This is a genomic window from Pseudoxanthomonas sangjuensis (assembly GCF_010211755.1).
Lineage (GTDB): Bacteria > Pseudomonadota > Gammaproteobacteria > Xanthomonadales > Xanthomonadaceae > Pseudoxanthomonas_A > Pseudoxanthomonas_A sangjuensis.
This window is the reverse complement of sequence record NZ_PDWR01000034.1, coordinates 14,840-28,973: the sequence shown is the minus strand read 5'-3', so window position 1 is coordinate 28,973 and position 14,134 is coordinate 14,840. Positions and strand designations below refer to the sequence as shown.

General features: G+C 71.1%; 9 protein-coding genes. 5 read left to right on the top strand and 4 right to left on the bottom strand.

Going from position 1 to position 14,134, the window contains the following annotated elements; all coding sequences use genetic code 11:
- Positions 1–55: 55 nt before the first annotated feature.
- Positions 56–1,450, bottom strand: a complete 1,395-nt coding sequence (locus tag CSC71_RS14175) for an MATE family efflux transporter (RefSeq protein WP_162375029.1) — start codon at positions 1,448–1,450, stop codon at positions 56–58.
- A gap of 102 nt (positions 1,451–1,552) precedes the next feature.
- On the opposite strand from CSC71_RS14175, the gene CSC71_RS14170 reads away from it, so the two are divergent.
- Entirely contained in the window at positions 1,553–2,707 is a 1,155-nt protein-coding gene (locus CSC71_RS14170) for a DUF3667 domain-containing protein (RefSeq protein WP_162375028.1), read from the top strand.
- On the opposite strand, the gene CSC71_RS14165 is transcribed toward CSC71_RS14170, so the two are convergent.
- On the bottom strand, positions 2,644–4,128 hold the full coding sequence (locus CSC71_RS14165) for a hypothetical protein (protein WP_162375027.1): 1,485 nt from the start codon (positions 4,126–4,128) through the stop codon (positions 2,644–2,646). The two genes, CSC71_RS14170 and CSC71_RS14165, sit on opposite strands and share 64 nt — an antisense overlap.
- A 124-nt stretch (positions 4,129–4,252) precedes the next feature.
- On the opposite strand from CSC71_RS14165, the gene CSC71_RS14160 reads away from it, so the two are divergent.
- The 3 genes from CSC71_RS14160 (at position 4,253) to CSC71_RS14150 (ending at position 8,068) form a co-directional block, all read left to right on the top strand.
- On the top strand, positions 4,253–4,432 hold the full coding sequence (locus CSC71_RS14160; protein WP_162375026.1) for a hypothetical protein: 180 nt from the start codon (positions 4,253–4,255) through the stop codon (positions 4,430–4,432).
- A 156-nt stretch (positions 4,433–4,588) separates the two neighbouring features.
- Entirely contained in the window at positions 4,589–6,787 is a 2,199-nt protein-coding gene (locus tag CSC71_RS14155; protein WP_162375025.1) for a primosomal protein N', read from the top strand.
- A 6-nt stretch (positions 6,788–6,793) separates the two neighbouring features.
- Positions 6,794–8,068, top strand: a complete 1,275-nt coding sequence (locus CSC71_RS14150; protein ID WP_162375024.1) for an NAD(P)/FAD-dependent oxidoreductase — start codon at positions 6,794–6,796, stop codon at positions 8,066–8,068.
- Between the two features lie 73 nt (positions 8,069–8,141).
- Here CSC71_RS14150 and rpoH read toward each other — a convergent pair whose 3' ends face one another.
- Both rpoH and CSC71_RS14140 read right to left on the bottom strand, forming a co-directional pair.
- On the bottom strand, positions 8,142–9,017 hold the full coding sequence (gene rpoH, locus CSC71_RS14145; RefSeq protein WP_162375023.1) for an RNA polymerase sigma factor RpoH: 876 nt from the start codon (positions 9,015–9,017) through the stop codon (positions 8,142–8,144).
- Positions 9,018–9,221: 204 nt separating this feature from the next.
- Positions 9,222–11,618 (bottom strand): glycoside hydrolase family 3 N-terminal domain-containing protein, encoded by a 2,397-nt coding sequence (locus CSC71_RS14140; RefSeq protein ID WP_211368051.1) that lies wholly within the window; start codon positions 11,616–11,618, stop codon positions 9,222–9,224.
- A 131-nt stretch (positions 11,619–11,749) separates the two neighbouring features.
- On the opposite strand from CSC71_RS14140, the gene CSC71_RS14135 reads away from it, so the two are divergent.
- Complete coding sequence (locus tag CSC71_RS14135; protein ID WP_211368050.1) at positions 11,750–14,125, top strand: glycoside hydrolase family 95 protein; 2,376 nt, start codon at positions 11,750–11,752, stop codon at positions 14,123–14,125.
- Positions 14,126–14,134 lie beyond the last annotated feature (9 nt).

The following is a 14,134-nucleotide window of genomic DNA, read 5'->3' as shown; positions in this document are numbered from 1 at the left end:
GGCTCATGGGGTACTCCGGGAACTGCGGCCAGCTTAACGTCTGCCGGCTACGCTTTCATGCCCCTGAAGTCACTGCGCCATCGGGCACGCTCCGCGCGCGCACCAACCGCCTGCTGCTGTTGTGGAAGCGCGCGGCCAGCAGCAGCGCAGCGGCGGCGAGGCCGGCGATCAGGCCGGTCCACATGCCCTGCGGCCCCCAGTCCAGGCCGAAGCCGAGGCCCACCCCCAGCGGCATGCCCAGGCCCCAGTACGACACCACCGCCAGCCACATCGGCACGCGCGTGTCCTTGAGCCCGCGCAGCGCACCGGCCGACAGCACCTGGATGCCGTCGGGGAACTGGAACGTCGCCGCGTACAGCAACAGCGAGGCGGCCAGCGCGGCGACCGCCGCGTCGCGCGTGTAGATCGCCGCGACCGCGTCGTGGCCGGACAGCAGCAGCGTCGCCGACAACGCCTGGGTGCCGAGCACGATCGCGTAGCCGGCCTTCGCCGCACGGCGCACGCCGCGCGGGTCGCCGGCGCCCAGTGCGTAGCCGACCCGCACCGTGGTCGCCTCGGCCACGCCCATCGGCACCATGAAGCACAGTTGCGCCACGTTGATCGCGATCTGGTGCGCCGCCGCCGGCACCGTGCCCAGTCGCGCGATCAGCAGCGCGGTGACGATGAACAGGCTGCCTTCCATCAGGATGGTCACGCCGATCGGCAGGCCGGTCTTCAGCAACTGCACGATCGCCGCGCGATCCGGCCGCTCGAAGCGCGCGAACAGCCGCAGCCGCGCGAAGCGCTTCGAGCGCCACAGGTACGCGGCGAAGCACAGCGCCTGCGCCCACATCGTGACCGCGGACGCGGTGCCGAGCCCGGCCGCGCCCATCTCCGTTACGCCGAAGCGGCCGAAGGTCAGCGTGTAGCCCAGCGGCGCCAGCAGCAGCAGGCCGCCGAAGCTCAGCAGCATCGTCGGCAGCGTCCAGTGCATGCCTTCGCTGAGGTAGCGCATGCAGAAGAACAGCACCAGCCCCGGCACGCCCCAGCGGACCGCGCCCAGGAATGCGGCGGCGCCCGGGACGATGCCGTCGTCGATGCCGAACGGCCGCAGCAGCAGGGGCGCGAGGCTGAGGAAGGCGAACATCAGCGCGCCCAGCGCCAGCGCCAGCCACAGCGCCTGGCGGAACAGCGGGCCGATCTCGCCATCGCGCTTCGCGCCGTCGAGCTGCGACACCGACGCGGTCAGCGAGATCAGGGTTCCGATCGGCACCATCATCGGCAGCCACAGCAGCGCGGTGCCGACTGTCACCGCGGCCAGCGTCGCGGTGCCGTGGCGGCCGGCGATCAGGCTGTCGACGAAGGCGATCAGGCCGGTGGACAGGTGCGCCAGCACCAGCGGCAGCGCAAGCCGGGCCGTGCTGCGCACTTCGCCGGCGAAGGACGCGTTTGCGGGAGACGGGGAAGACATGCGGAAGACCGGGATCGCGACTGCGGCCGCGCGGATGCGCTGGCGCCGGGACGCGCAAGGCCGCTATCTTAACCGCCGTCCTGCCGGATTCGGGAAAACGCCGTGGAAACGCCCGCCGAGAGTCCCGCGACGCACGCGCCTTCGCACTGCGAAAACTGCGCGACGCCGCTGCAAGGCAAGTTCTGCCACCAGTGCGGGCAATCCGTGCACAGTCCGCTGCGCCACGCCGGGCACGCGATCGAGGAATTCTTCGAGTCGTTCTGGCACCTCGACGGCCGCGTGTTCCGCACCCTGCGCGACCTGATGTTCCCGGGCCGCGTCGCCGCGCGCTACATCGCCGGCCACCGCGTCGATTACGTCGCGCCGCTGCGCCTGTTCGTGGTGCTGAGCGTGCTGACCATCGTCGCCGCGCAGTTCGCCGTGCATGCCGGCGGCGGCGGCGACGTGGCCAAGTTCAATGGCGTGCCGGTGCGCGTCGTCAACGGCTTCGGCGACGCGCCGACCGCCGCGGAAGTCGAGCGCCTGCGCCGCGAGGCGCTGGCCGCTCTCGAAGAGGCGCGCGCCAGCACCATCGCCATCGGCAGCGGCGGCAAGCAGCTCGAGAAGGCCGTCGCCACCGTCAATCGCATCGCCGACGAACGCAATGCCGCGCTGGAGCGGGCTGCGGCCAGTGGCGTTCCCGCCGAAAGCACGCGGCCGGACATCGGCACGACGATAGCGTGGGATCCGGCGAAGAACCCGGTCCGCATCGGCTGGCTGCCGGCCTCGGTCAACCGCTGGCTGACCGCGCAGGCCGCGCACGCCAAGGAAAACTTCCCGCGTTTCGTCGAAGACCCGGAACTTTTCACGCATGCCTACCTCGGCGCGGTGCCGAAGGCGCTGTTCGTGCTGGTGCCGCTGTTCGCGCTGCTGCTGAAACTGGTTTACCTGGGCTCCGGCCGCCTCTACCTCGAGCACCTGGCCGTGGCCCTGTACAGCCACGCCTGGTTGCTGCTGACGTTGCTGGCGATGAGCCTGCTGGCGGCGCTCGGCGGCTGGCTGGCGCCGCATGCCGCCTGGGCCGCCGCCGCCGTCGGGCTTGTGAACGTGCTGCTGTGGTGGGCGATGCCGGCGTACCTGCTGCTGATGCAGAAGCGCGTCTACGGCGAGGATTGGCCGGCGACGCTGCTGAGGTTCTTCGTGCTGGGCAGCGTCTATTGCGTGCTGGTCGGCATCGCCGCGCTCGCATTGCTGGTTTTCAGCTTCGTCCACGGCTGAACGCGTCCCTCCGCCGACAACCGGCGCAGCCACGTTTCGCGCTGCGCCGGCGCCGTGGACAGCAGTTCGCGGCGCAAGGCGTCGATCCCCTGCGGCGGCGTGCGCTGCACCAGCGTGGCCAGCGCCTCGCGCTGCGCCGGGTCCAGCGAGCGCAGCGCCGCAGGCAACGCGCCGGCTTCGTCCGCCGGCGCGTAGGCCAGCAGCGCGTGCAACCGCGGATAGTCCGCGCCGAGCGCGGGGCCCAGGCGCCAGCCGCGTTTCTCCATGCCGTCCAGCGCGTCGAACTGCGCGTGCAGTTGCTCGCGCCGCGCCATCGGCAGCATCGCAAAGCGCAATGCCGCCTCGCGCAGCCGCACGCGTTCGCCTTCGTCGAGCGAATCCCACGCGGCGCGTTGCGCGTGCAGTTCGCGGGGGTCGGCCGGCAACGGCAACCTTTCCACGACGCCACTGCCGCCCTCCCGCGCGGGTTGCGGCGCGCCGGTGGATGAGGCCGCCACTTCCGCGACGGCGACGACCCAGGCGAGGAAGTCCGCCTGCCGCACGATCGCCGCTTCGGTTTCGTCCAGCGGCATGGCATCCACGGCGAGCATGGGCGCCGGATCGGCGATCGGCGCGGGCGCCTCGGCCGGCGGCAGTTCTTCGCTTGCCACCGCCGGCGGCTCCGCCAGCGCGAAGACGCCGTTCGGGGCGGACTCGGCGATCGGCGATGGCGGCGGGACGGGCGCGGACAGCGAATGGATTTGCGGCCGCCAGCGCCATGCCGCCAGTGCGGCGACCGCACAGGCCGCGGCGAACGGCAGGACCCACCAGCGCCAGCGCGGACCCGGTCCGCGGGCAGGTCCGCGCGCGACCGCGGGCGCGACCCGCAGCTGCGGCTGCGGCTGCGGCCCACGCGTGGCGGCCAGCGCTTCTTCGCGCAGCCGCGCCGGCCGCACGAGGCGCAGCGGCGGCAATTCGCGCAACGGGCGCTGGATGTCCTCGGCCGGCGCCCGCCACGCCGCCGCATCCGGTAGCCCGGCGGGGTCGCGCGGGCAGGCGTCGGCCGACGCCTGGCGGTAGCCGGCTTCGTCCAGGCCAAGCACCGTGGCCGCGGCGGCCTCGTCCAGGCCGGCAGCCAGCCGCAGCAGCAGCGCCGCGCGCGGCCGCGCGGCGATCCCGGCCAGCGCCCGCAACGCGGGCGGCCATTGCGGCAGCGGCGCGTCCTGGCGCAGCTGCGGACTCGCCGCCAGCAGCGACCAGAAGCGCAGCGGCCATTCGGCCATCGGCAGGCCGGCGGCGAGGTTGCGGAAGGCGCGCAACGCGCCGGCCAGGGCGGCATCGCCGGTGTCGGCATCGCCGCACTGCAGTTCGGCGAACACGGCGCCGCGGCGCTCGACGCCGCGCAGGAAGGCGGCGATGGCCGCCGCGGGGACTTCGGTCACGGGAATCGCTGGATCGGGTTCATGCCGGTCGATCATAGCCGGGGCCGGGTCTGCGTCCCGTCCACGTTCCCCAGGCCCGGCAAGGGCTTGAATCGCACCGGTGTCAAGCCCTTTCGGATGCGTTGTGCACAGCACACATGAAATCGTCACGCGGGCCGGCGAAAGTCCGGGCCAGTGCCGTGCTTCAGCTTCGTTTCACAATCAAGATATTGATTTTCAAGGGAAATACGTGATTGGCGTTTTTTTCGCCAACCCCAAAAAGATGCCTGATTTCCGGCTTCCGCTGCGTGGAGCAAAGGCTTGATGCACAGTCTTATCCACAGTTCGTGTGGATAAGCGCGAATCCCCAACAACGGCGCGCACTTGCACCGGTTTTTGCTATCGCGGTCACAGCTATGCCGCGCAAGCACCCGGGGCCCCGCCCCGCGAAACCGCCGGGGGGACTGGCTAAACTTCCTGCGTGCCCGCCTCCCTCCGCCTTCGCGTCGTCCTGCCGTTGCCGTTGCCGCAGGCTTTCGACTACCTGCCGCCGCACGGCGAAACCGCTTCAGCGAGCGACGTCGGCCGGCGCGTGCGCGTGCCGTTCGGGCCGCGCGAGCTGACCGGCTTCGTGGCCGAGGTGGCGACGGTCCCCGATGACGGGCCCGCGGGCGAGTTGCGCCACGCCCTGGCCCTGCTCGACGACGCGCCGCTGCTGGCCGGCGAGTTGCTCGAATCGCTGCGCTGGCTGGCGCGCTACACGCACGCGCCGCCGGGCGAGGTCTTCGCCACCGCGATCCCCGCGCCGCTGCGCCGCGGCGAGCCGCTGCCCGATACCCACGCCTGGGCGTGGACGCTGACCCCCGAAGGCCGCGGCGGGATCGGGAAGCTGCGCAGCGGCACGCGCCCGCGCCGGCTGGCCGAACTGCTGCGCGACGGCCCGCGCGACGAGGACGCGCTCGCCACGCTGCTGGACGACTGGCGCGGCGCCGCGCGCGCGCTGGCCCGGCGCGGGCTGGCCGAACGCGTTGCGATCCCGGCTTCGCGGTTCGCACCCGAGCCGCAGCCCGGCCCGGCGCTCAACGACGAACAGCAGGCCGCCGTCGACGCGATCCGCGCCACCGACGGCTTCGCCGCGCTGCTGCTCGACGGCGTCACCGGCAGCGGCAAGACCGAGGTCTACCTGCACGCGATCGCCGACTGCCTTGCGCGGGGCAGGCAGGCGCTGGTGCTGGTGCCGGAAATCGGCCTGACCCCGCAGACCCTGGCGCGCTTCCGCGCGCGGCTCGGCGTGCCGGTGCACGCGCTGCATTCGGGCCTGTCCGACGGCGAGCGCGCCCGCACCTGGGCCGCGTGCCTGCGCGGCGAGGCGCGCGTGGTGGTCGGCACGCGTTCGGCGGTGTTCGTGCCGTTGCCCGACGCGGGCCTGATCGTCGTCGACGAGGAACACGACGCCAGCTACAAGCAGCAGGACGGGATCCGCTACCACGCCCGCGACTTCGCCCTGGTCCGCGGCAAGGCGCTCGGCGTGCCGGTGCTGCTGGGCAGCGCCACGCCGTCGCTGGAAACGCTGCACAACGCCCGCGGCGGCCGCTACGCGCACCTGCGCCTGCAGCGCCGCGCCGGCGCAGCGCGGCCGCCGGCGGTGCGCGTGACCGACGTGCGCAAGCGGCCGCTCGACGCGGGGCTGGCGCCGGAAACGCTGGCCGCGATCGGCGCGGCGCTCGACGCCGGCGGTCAGGTACTGGCGTTCAAGAACCGCCGCGGCTACGCGCCGGTGCTGCTGTGCCACGACTGCGGCTGGAGCGCGCACTGCCGGCGCTGCGACGCGTCGATGACCGTGCACGCCGGCGGCCGGCGCCTGCAATGCCACCATTGCGGCTACAGGCAGCCCGCGCCGCCAGCCTGCCCCGACTGCGGCGGCCTGGCGCTGCAGCCGCAGGGCGTCGGCTCGGAACGGCTGGAGGAAGTGCTGGCGGAGCGGTTTCCCGGCTTCCCCGTCGTGCGCATCGATCGCGGCACCACGCAGCGCAAGGGCGCGATGGAGAAACACCTGGATGCGCTCGGCGAGCGCGCCGGCATCCTGGTCGGCACGCAGATCCTCGCCAAGGGCCACGACCTGCCGCACCTGACCCTGGTGGTCGTGGTCGGCGTCGACGAAGGCCTGTTCTCCGCCGACTTCCGCGCCGGCGAGAAACTCGCGCAGCAGCTGATCCAGGTCGCCGGCCGCGCCGGGCGCGCGTCGAAGCCCGGCGAAGTCTGGCTGCAGACCCACCACCCCGGGCATCCGCTGCTCAACACGCTGATCGCCGGCGGCTACCACGCTTTCGCCGACGGCGAACTCGCGCAGCGCGAGGCCGCCGGCTTCCCGCCGTTCGCGCACCTGGCCCTGCTGCGGGCCGAGGCGCAGCACGTCGAGGCGGTGCACTGCTTCCTGCAGGCGGCGCGATCGACCATCGCGCCGCAGCCATCCAACGGCAGCGACCTCGAACTGCACGGCCCCATGCCCGCGCCGATGCCGCGCCGCGCCGGCTTCCAGCGCATGCAGCTGCTGCTGTCGTCGCCGAACCGCCGCGCCCTGCACGGCACGCTCGACCGCGCCGTGCTGCAACTGTACGAACTGCCCGAAGCGCGCAAGGTGCGCTGGTCGCTGGACATCGATCCGGTCGACCTGTACTGATACGCCATGCACGCCGGCGCGCCGCTTCCGCACCTGGTCGTCGTCGGTGGCGGCTTCGCCGGCCTGTGGGCGACCCGCGCGCTGGCCGATGCGCCGCTGCGCATCACCCTGATCGACCGCCACAACCACCACCTGTTCCAGCCGCTGCTGTACCAGGTGGCCACCGCCGGCCTGTCGGCGCCGGACATCGCCGCACCGCTGCGCCACATCCTGCGCAGGCAGCGCAACGTCGAAGTGCGGCTGGGCGAAGTTCGCGACATCGCCCCGGCACGCAAGCAACTGACGCTGGCCGACGGCACCGTTTTCGACTTCGATTGCCTGCTGCTGGCCAGCGGCGCGACCCATGCCTATTTCGGCCGCGACGAATGGGCGACGCACGCACCCGGCCTGAAGACGCTGGACGACGCCCTGCGCCTGCGCCGCGAACTGCTGCTGGCGTTCGAGCGCGCCGAAGCCGAAACCGACCCGCGGGCGCGCGCAGCGTGGCTCAGCTTCGCCATCGTCGGCGGCGGCCCCACCGGCGTGGAACTGGCCGGCACCCTGGCCGAGATCGCCCGGCATACGCTGAAGAACGAATTCCGCCGCATCGATCCGCGCGAGGCGCGCGTGCGCCTGATCGAGGCCGGGCCGCGCGTGCTGTCCTCGTTCCCCGAGGATCTGTCGACCCGGGCGCGCCGGCAACTGGAACGGCTGGGCGTGGAGGTCGTCACCGGCGTCCCGGTTTCGGAGATCACCGGCGCCGGCTACCGCCTCGGCGACGATTTCGTGCCCGCGCGCACCGTGGTGTGGGCGGCCGGCGTCGCCGCCTCGCCGCTGGCGCGCTCGCTGGGCGTGCCGCTGGACCGTGCCGGACGCGTGCTGGTGGAACCCGACCTGAGCGTGCCGGGCCATCCGGACATCTTCGTCGCCGGCGACCTGGCCACCGTGCAAAGCGGCGGCAGGCCGGTGCCCGGCGTGGCGCCCGCCGCGAAGCAGATGGGCGGATACGTCGCCCGCGTTCTCCGCGCACGCCTGGCCGGGACGTCCGCGCCGCCGCCATTCCGCTATCGCGATTTCGGCAACCTGGCCACCATCGGCCGCATGGCCGCCATCGTGCACCTGGGCCGGCTGAAACTTTCCGGCCTGCCCGCCTGGTGGTTCTGGCTGGCCGCGCACGTGTTTTTCCTGATCGGCTTCCGCAACCGCCTGGTCGTGCTGCTGAACTGGGCATGGGCGTACTGGAGCTACCAGCGCGCGGCGCGGATCATCTTCGGCAATCCGCCCACGGACAGGCGCGCCTAGCGGCCGCGGCAACGGGGCGAAACGAAAAGGCCCGGTTTCCCGGGCCTTTCCTTGCATCCGTCGCGCGGGGCGCTCAGGCCACGAACAGCGCCTTCATCTTCTTCAGCGCGTTCGCCTCGATCTGGCGGATGCGCTCGGCGGAGACGCCGTATTCGTCGGCCAGTTCCTGCAGGGTGACCTTGCTGTCGGCGTCCAGCCAGCGGCGCTTGACGATGTCGCGGCTGCGCTGGTCCAGTCCGGCCAGGCCCTCGCGCAGCAGCTCCAGCTGGTCGGCCTCGCTGTCGTTGCGCTCGTAGGCCTGCGCCGGATCCTCGCCATCGGCGACCAGGTAGTTCACCGGGGCCGGCGGCGCGTTGTCGTCGTCCTCGTCGGGCGCGTCGAAGCCGATGTCGCGGCCGGACAGGCGCGATTCCATCTCCAGCACTTCGCGCTCGGAGACGTTGAGGTCCTTCGCCACCGCGCTGACTTCCTCGGCGTTCATCCAGCCCAGGCGGGTCTTCGACTTGCGCAGGTTGAAGAACAGCTTGCGCTGCGCCTTGGTCGTGGCGACCTTGACGATGCGCCAGTTCTTCAGGATGAACTCGTGCATCTCGGCACGGATCCAGTGCACGGCGAAGCTGACCAGGCGCACGCCCATGTCCGGGTCGAAGCGCTTGACCGCCTTCATCAGGCCGATGTTGCCTTCCTGGATCAGGTCGCCCAGCTGCAGGCCGTAGCCGCTGTAGCCGCGGGCGACGTGCACGACGAAGCGCAGGTGCGAATGCACCAGTTCGCGCGCGGCGTCGAGGTCTTCGTGGTCGCGGTAGCGGCGCGCCAGTTGCTGTTCCTCATCGACCGACAGCACCGGGATCTGGTGCACGGCGCCGATGTAGGCTTCCAGCGAACCGAGCGCGCTGGGGATCGGGAGGTTGTTGGCCACCAGGGCGGTGGCGGTCGGAGTCTGGCTCATGTCGGCGATCTTAGCAGTCTGCGGCTTCGACTGCTAATGCGCCCGGGAGTTCCCTTGCGTTGCGTTGCTGGAACAGCCAGCATCCCGGCGAGACGCATAACACATTGATTTTAATGTATTTTTTATGACCACTGGCCGATAGTCCGGCACCCCTCGGGCAGGCGTTGCCGACGCCGGGCCCGGATCGGGCCTGCCTCCCTGCCGCTACTCTGCCACGATTTCGAATTCGGCCTGCAGGCGGATGTCCTCCGAGCCGCTGCCGACCATGACCCGGAACATGCCCGGTTCGACCACGTGCCGCATCTGCCGGTTCCACAGCTTCAGGTCGTCCGGCCCCAGGGTGAAGGACACGGTGCGGGTTTCGCCCGGCGCCAGGTGGATGCGCTCGAAGCCGCGCAGGTTCTTCTCGTAGGTGGTCACCGAAGCGACCAGGTCGCGCGTGTACAGCTGCACCACTTCGTCGCCGGCACGCGCGCCGCTGTTGCGCACGTCGACGCTGACCTCGACGTTGCCGCCGAGGCGCTGCCGCTTCGGCCCGATCCGCAGGTTCGAATACGCGAACGTGGTGTAGCTCAAGCCATGGCCGAAGTAATACAGCGCGCCGTTGGTGCGCGACTTCTCCAGTTCGGATTGCGCATACGGCTTGGTCGGGAAGTTGTACGGAATCTGCCCCGCGGTGCGCGGGAAGGTCACGGTGAGCTTGCCGCCGGGGTTGTAGTCGCCGAACAGCGCGTCGGCGATCGCGGTGCCGCCCTGATCGCCGGGGAACCACGCCTCGAGGATCGCCGGCACGTTGGCGTCGGCCCAGTTGATCGACATGGGCCGGCCGTTGACCAGCACCAGCACCACCGGCGTGCCGGTGGCGTGCACGGCCTGCAGCAGCTCCAGCTGGCGGCCGGGAAGGTCCAGGCTGGTGCGCGACTTGCTTTCGCCGACCGTGTTCTCGCCGTCGCCGAGCACGACGATGGCCACGTCCGCGCCGGTGGCCGCGCGCACGGCTGCATCGATGCCGGCCTGCTCTTCCGCGGTGAGCGGCTCGGGCAGGGTTTCGATCTTCGGCCAGTTGGCGCCGGAGGCTTCGACGCCCTTCGCGTAACGCACGTCGACGCCGTCGCCCAGCTTGGCGCGCACGCCTTCGAGCACGGTGACCGTGTCGCCGCCCGACGGGCCGTAGTGGCGCTGCGCGTAATGGTCGTCGTCGGCATTGGGGCCGATCACCGCGACGCTCCTCAGGTTCTTGCTCAGCGGCAGCGCCCGGCCCGCGTTCTTCAGCAGCACCAGGCTTTCGCGCGTGGCCTGCAGCGCGACCTCGCGGTGTGCCGGCGAATCGAGCAGGCGCAGCGCCGGTTCGGCGCTTTCGATGTAGGGGCGGTCGAAGATGCCGAGGACGAACTTGACCCGCAGGATCTCGCCCACCCGCCGGTCCACCACGGACATCGGCAGCGAGCCGTCGCGCACCGCTTCGCGCAGCGGCAGCACGTAGTCCTCCGGCGGGGTGAAGTTGGTGCGGATGTTCAGCCCCGCCTCGGCCGCCTGGCGCGCGGCGTCCTTCTCGTCGGCGGCCACCGCGTGCTTGTTGTGCAGGTATTCGACCGCGTCGCTGTCCGACACCACGTAGCCGCGGAACCCGAATTCGTCGCGCAGGCGCTCGGTCAACCAGTAATGGCTGCCGGCGATCGGCACGCCGTCGTAGTCGTTGTACGAGGCCATCACCCCCAGCAGGCCGGCTTCGCGCACCGCCGCGGCGAACGGCGCGACGTGCACGTCCTCGACCTCGCGCGGCGCCACCTGCGGGTCGGTGCGCGCCATGAACTCGCGCGCGCCCTTGTTGGCCGAATACACGACGAAATGCTTGGCGGTGGACGCAACCGCGTGGTCCTGCTGCATGCCCTTGACCATTTCCACGCCCAGGCGCGCGGCCAGGTACGGCGATTCGCCATAGACCTCTTCCATGCGCCCCCAGCGCTGGTCGCGGGCGACGTCCAGGATGGGCGCATAGACGTTGGTGTAGCCCATCGCCCGCGCTTCCAGCCCGGTGATGCGGCCGATCTTCCGCACCAGCGCCTTGTCCCAGGTGTGGCCGATGCCGATCTGCATGGGGAAGCTGGTGGCGCGGTACGCCTCGACGCCGCGGATGCCTTCGTTGGTGAAGTCCACCGGGATGCCCAGCCGGGTCTGCTCGACGAAGAAGCGCTGCACCTCGTTCATCGCCCACACGTGGCGGCGGATGTCGCGCGAATACGGCCCCTTGCCGCCATCGCCCCAGCCGTTGTGCATCTCGTCGATGTTGCCAATGCCGTCCTTCCACAGCGCCCGCTTCCACTGCTTCGTCGGCAGCGGGTCCTTCAGCACCCGGCCGTAGCCGTACAGCGTGGCCATCTGCGCGGTCTTTTCGTCGGAGGTCATCTGCGCCAGCAGGTCCCCGACGCGCGCGTCGATCGATGCGCCGCGGTCCTCGTACACGTCTTGGCGGCCGTTCTTGTTGAAGTCGATCCAGCCGTCGCGGTAGATCTCCGGCATCGGCGCGAACGCGGGGCGGTCGGGATCCGCCGCTGCCGCAAGGCCGGCCACCAGCAACAGGGCGATGCCGAAGGCCGGCAAGCGCCGACCATGCCTCGGGGTCGCTTCCCGGAGTCTTGCTGTGGTCGTGCGCATCGCTCGGCCTGTTCCGTGACGGGGGCGCCCAGCGTAGCATTGGTCCATTGGCTGGACCATTTCCTGCCGGAGTCCGCATGTCCTCGATATTCTCGTTCGCCCGGGCGTTGCTGCTCGCCGCCCTGTTCCTTCCCGGTGTTTCGTTCGCCGGCGACGGCCCGATGCTGTGGTACGACGCCCCGGCCGCGGACTGGGAGACGCAGGCCTTGCCGATCGGCAACGGCGCGCTGGGCGCGATGGTGTTCGGCGATCCGGTGCACGAACACCTGCAGTTCAACGAGAAGACCCTGTGGACCGGCGGCCCCGGCGCGCCCGGCTACACCTACGGCAACTGGGAATCGCCGCGCCCGAACGCGATCGACGAAGTGCGCCGCGAAATCGCGGCCAGGGGCAAGGCCGATCCCGAGTGGGTGGCCAGCCTGCTGAAGACCGGCCAGGTGTCGTTCGGCGCCTACCAGACCTTCGGCGACCTGTACCTCGATTTCGACGGCATCGACGCCGAACCCGCGGACTACCGGCGCACGCTCGACATCGGCGAAGCCGTCGCCGGCGTGCGCTTCCGCAGCGGCGGAACGCGGCACCGGCGCGAATACTTCGCCAGCCATCCGGGCCACGTGATCGCCGCGCGCTTTTCCGCCGACAGGCCGGGGCAGGTGTCGTTCGCGCTGCGCTACGCATCGCCGCGGCAGGACTATCGCGCCAGCGCGGACGGCGACCGGCTGACCATCCGCGGCAAGCTGGCCGACAACGGGCTGGTGTTCGAAGCGCAGGTGCGCGTCATCGCACGGGGCGGCGCAGTCACCGGCAAGGACGGCCTGTTGCGCGTGCGCGGCGCCGACAGCGTGGTCGTGCTGCTGTCCGCGGGCACCGACTACGCGCTGAAATATCCGGACTATCGCGGCGAAGACCCGCATGCGCGCATCACCGCCGACATCGACCGCGCCGCGGCCAAGGGCTTCGATGCCCTGCGCGCCGCGCACGTGGCCGACTACCGGAACCTGTTCGACCGCGTGTCGCTGCAGCTAGGCCAGCGCATGCCGGACAAGCCGACCGATGCCCTGCTCAAGGCCTATCCCAGCGGCGATGCCGGCGCCGACCGCGCGCTGGAAGCCCTGTACTTCCAGTTCGGTCGCTACCTGCTGATCTCCGCTTCGCGCGCGGGCTCGCTGCCGGCCAACCTGCAAGGCGTGTGGAACCACAGCGTCAAGCCGCCGTGGGATCCCGACTACCACGTCAACATCAACCTGCAGATGAACTACTGGCCGGCGGAAACCACCACCCGCGCCGAAACCGCCGAGCCCTTCGTCCGCTACGTCGAGGCGATGCGCGCGCCGGGCGAAGTCACCGCGCGCGAGATGTTCGGCGCGCCCGGCTGGGTGCAGCAGACCATCACCAACCCGTGGGGCTACACCGGCGTGATCGACTGGGCCACGGCGTTCTGGTTCCCCGAAGCCGGCGCCTGGCTGATGAACCAGGTCGTCGACCAGCAGCGCTTCGCGCCCGATGCGGGATTCCTGCGCGACAGCCTGTATCCGCGGCTGAAAGGCGCCAGCGAATTCTGGCTGGCCACGCTGCAGGTCGACCCGCGCGACGGCACGCTGGTCGCCACGCCGAGTTTTTCGCCGGAACACGGCAACTACACCGCCGGCGCGGCGATGTCGCAGCAGATCGTCGCGGAACTGTTCGCCAACACGCTGCAGGCGGCGAATGCGCTGCACGTGGATCGCGCGTTCCGGGAACGCTTGCAGGCGGCGATGGCGAAACTCGACCCCGGGCTGCGCATCGGCCGCTGGGGCCAGTTGCAGGAATGGAAGGAGGACGTGGACGATCCGCAGGACGACCACCGCCATGTCTCGCACCTGTACGCACTGCACCCCGGCGCGCGGATCCGGCCGCTGCGCGACACCGCGCTGGCCGATGCGGCGCGGATGACGCTGAAGGGGCGCGGCGATGCCGGCACCGGCTGGAGCAAGGCGTGGAAGAGCAATTTCTGGGCGCGGCTGCGCGACGGCGACCACGCCTTCAAGATGCTCGGCGAGCAGTTGGTGCACAGCACCCTGCCCAACCTGTTCGACACCCATCCGCCGTTCCAGATCGACGGCAACTTCGGCGCCACCGCGGGCGTGGCGGAAATGCTGCTGCAAAGCCAGGCGGGGGAAATCGACATCCTCCCCGCCCTGCCCGCGGCCTGGGCCGACGGCGCGGTGCGCGGGCTGCGCGCGCGCGGCGACGTGACCGTGGACATCCGCTGGCGACACGGCCGGACCGAGGAAATCGTGCTGCATGCCGGGCGCAAGGGACCGCTTGCGGTGCGCAGCACGCTGTTCGAGGACGGCACGGTCGAATTGCGCGACGCCGCCAGCGGCCGGCCGGTCGCGGTGCGCCGCGACGGGGCCAGCATCGCCTTCGAGGCCCGGGCCGGGCACGAATACCGTGCCGCAGCACGGAATTGAAGCGGCAGG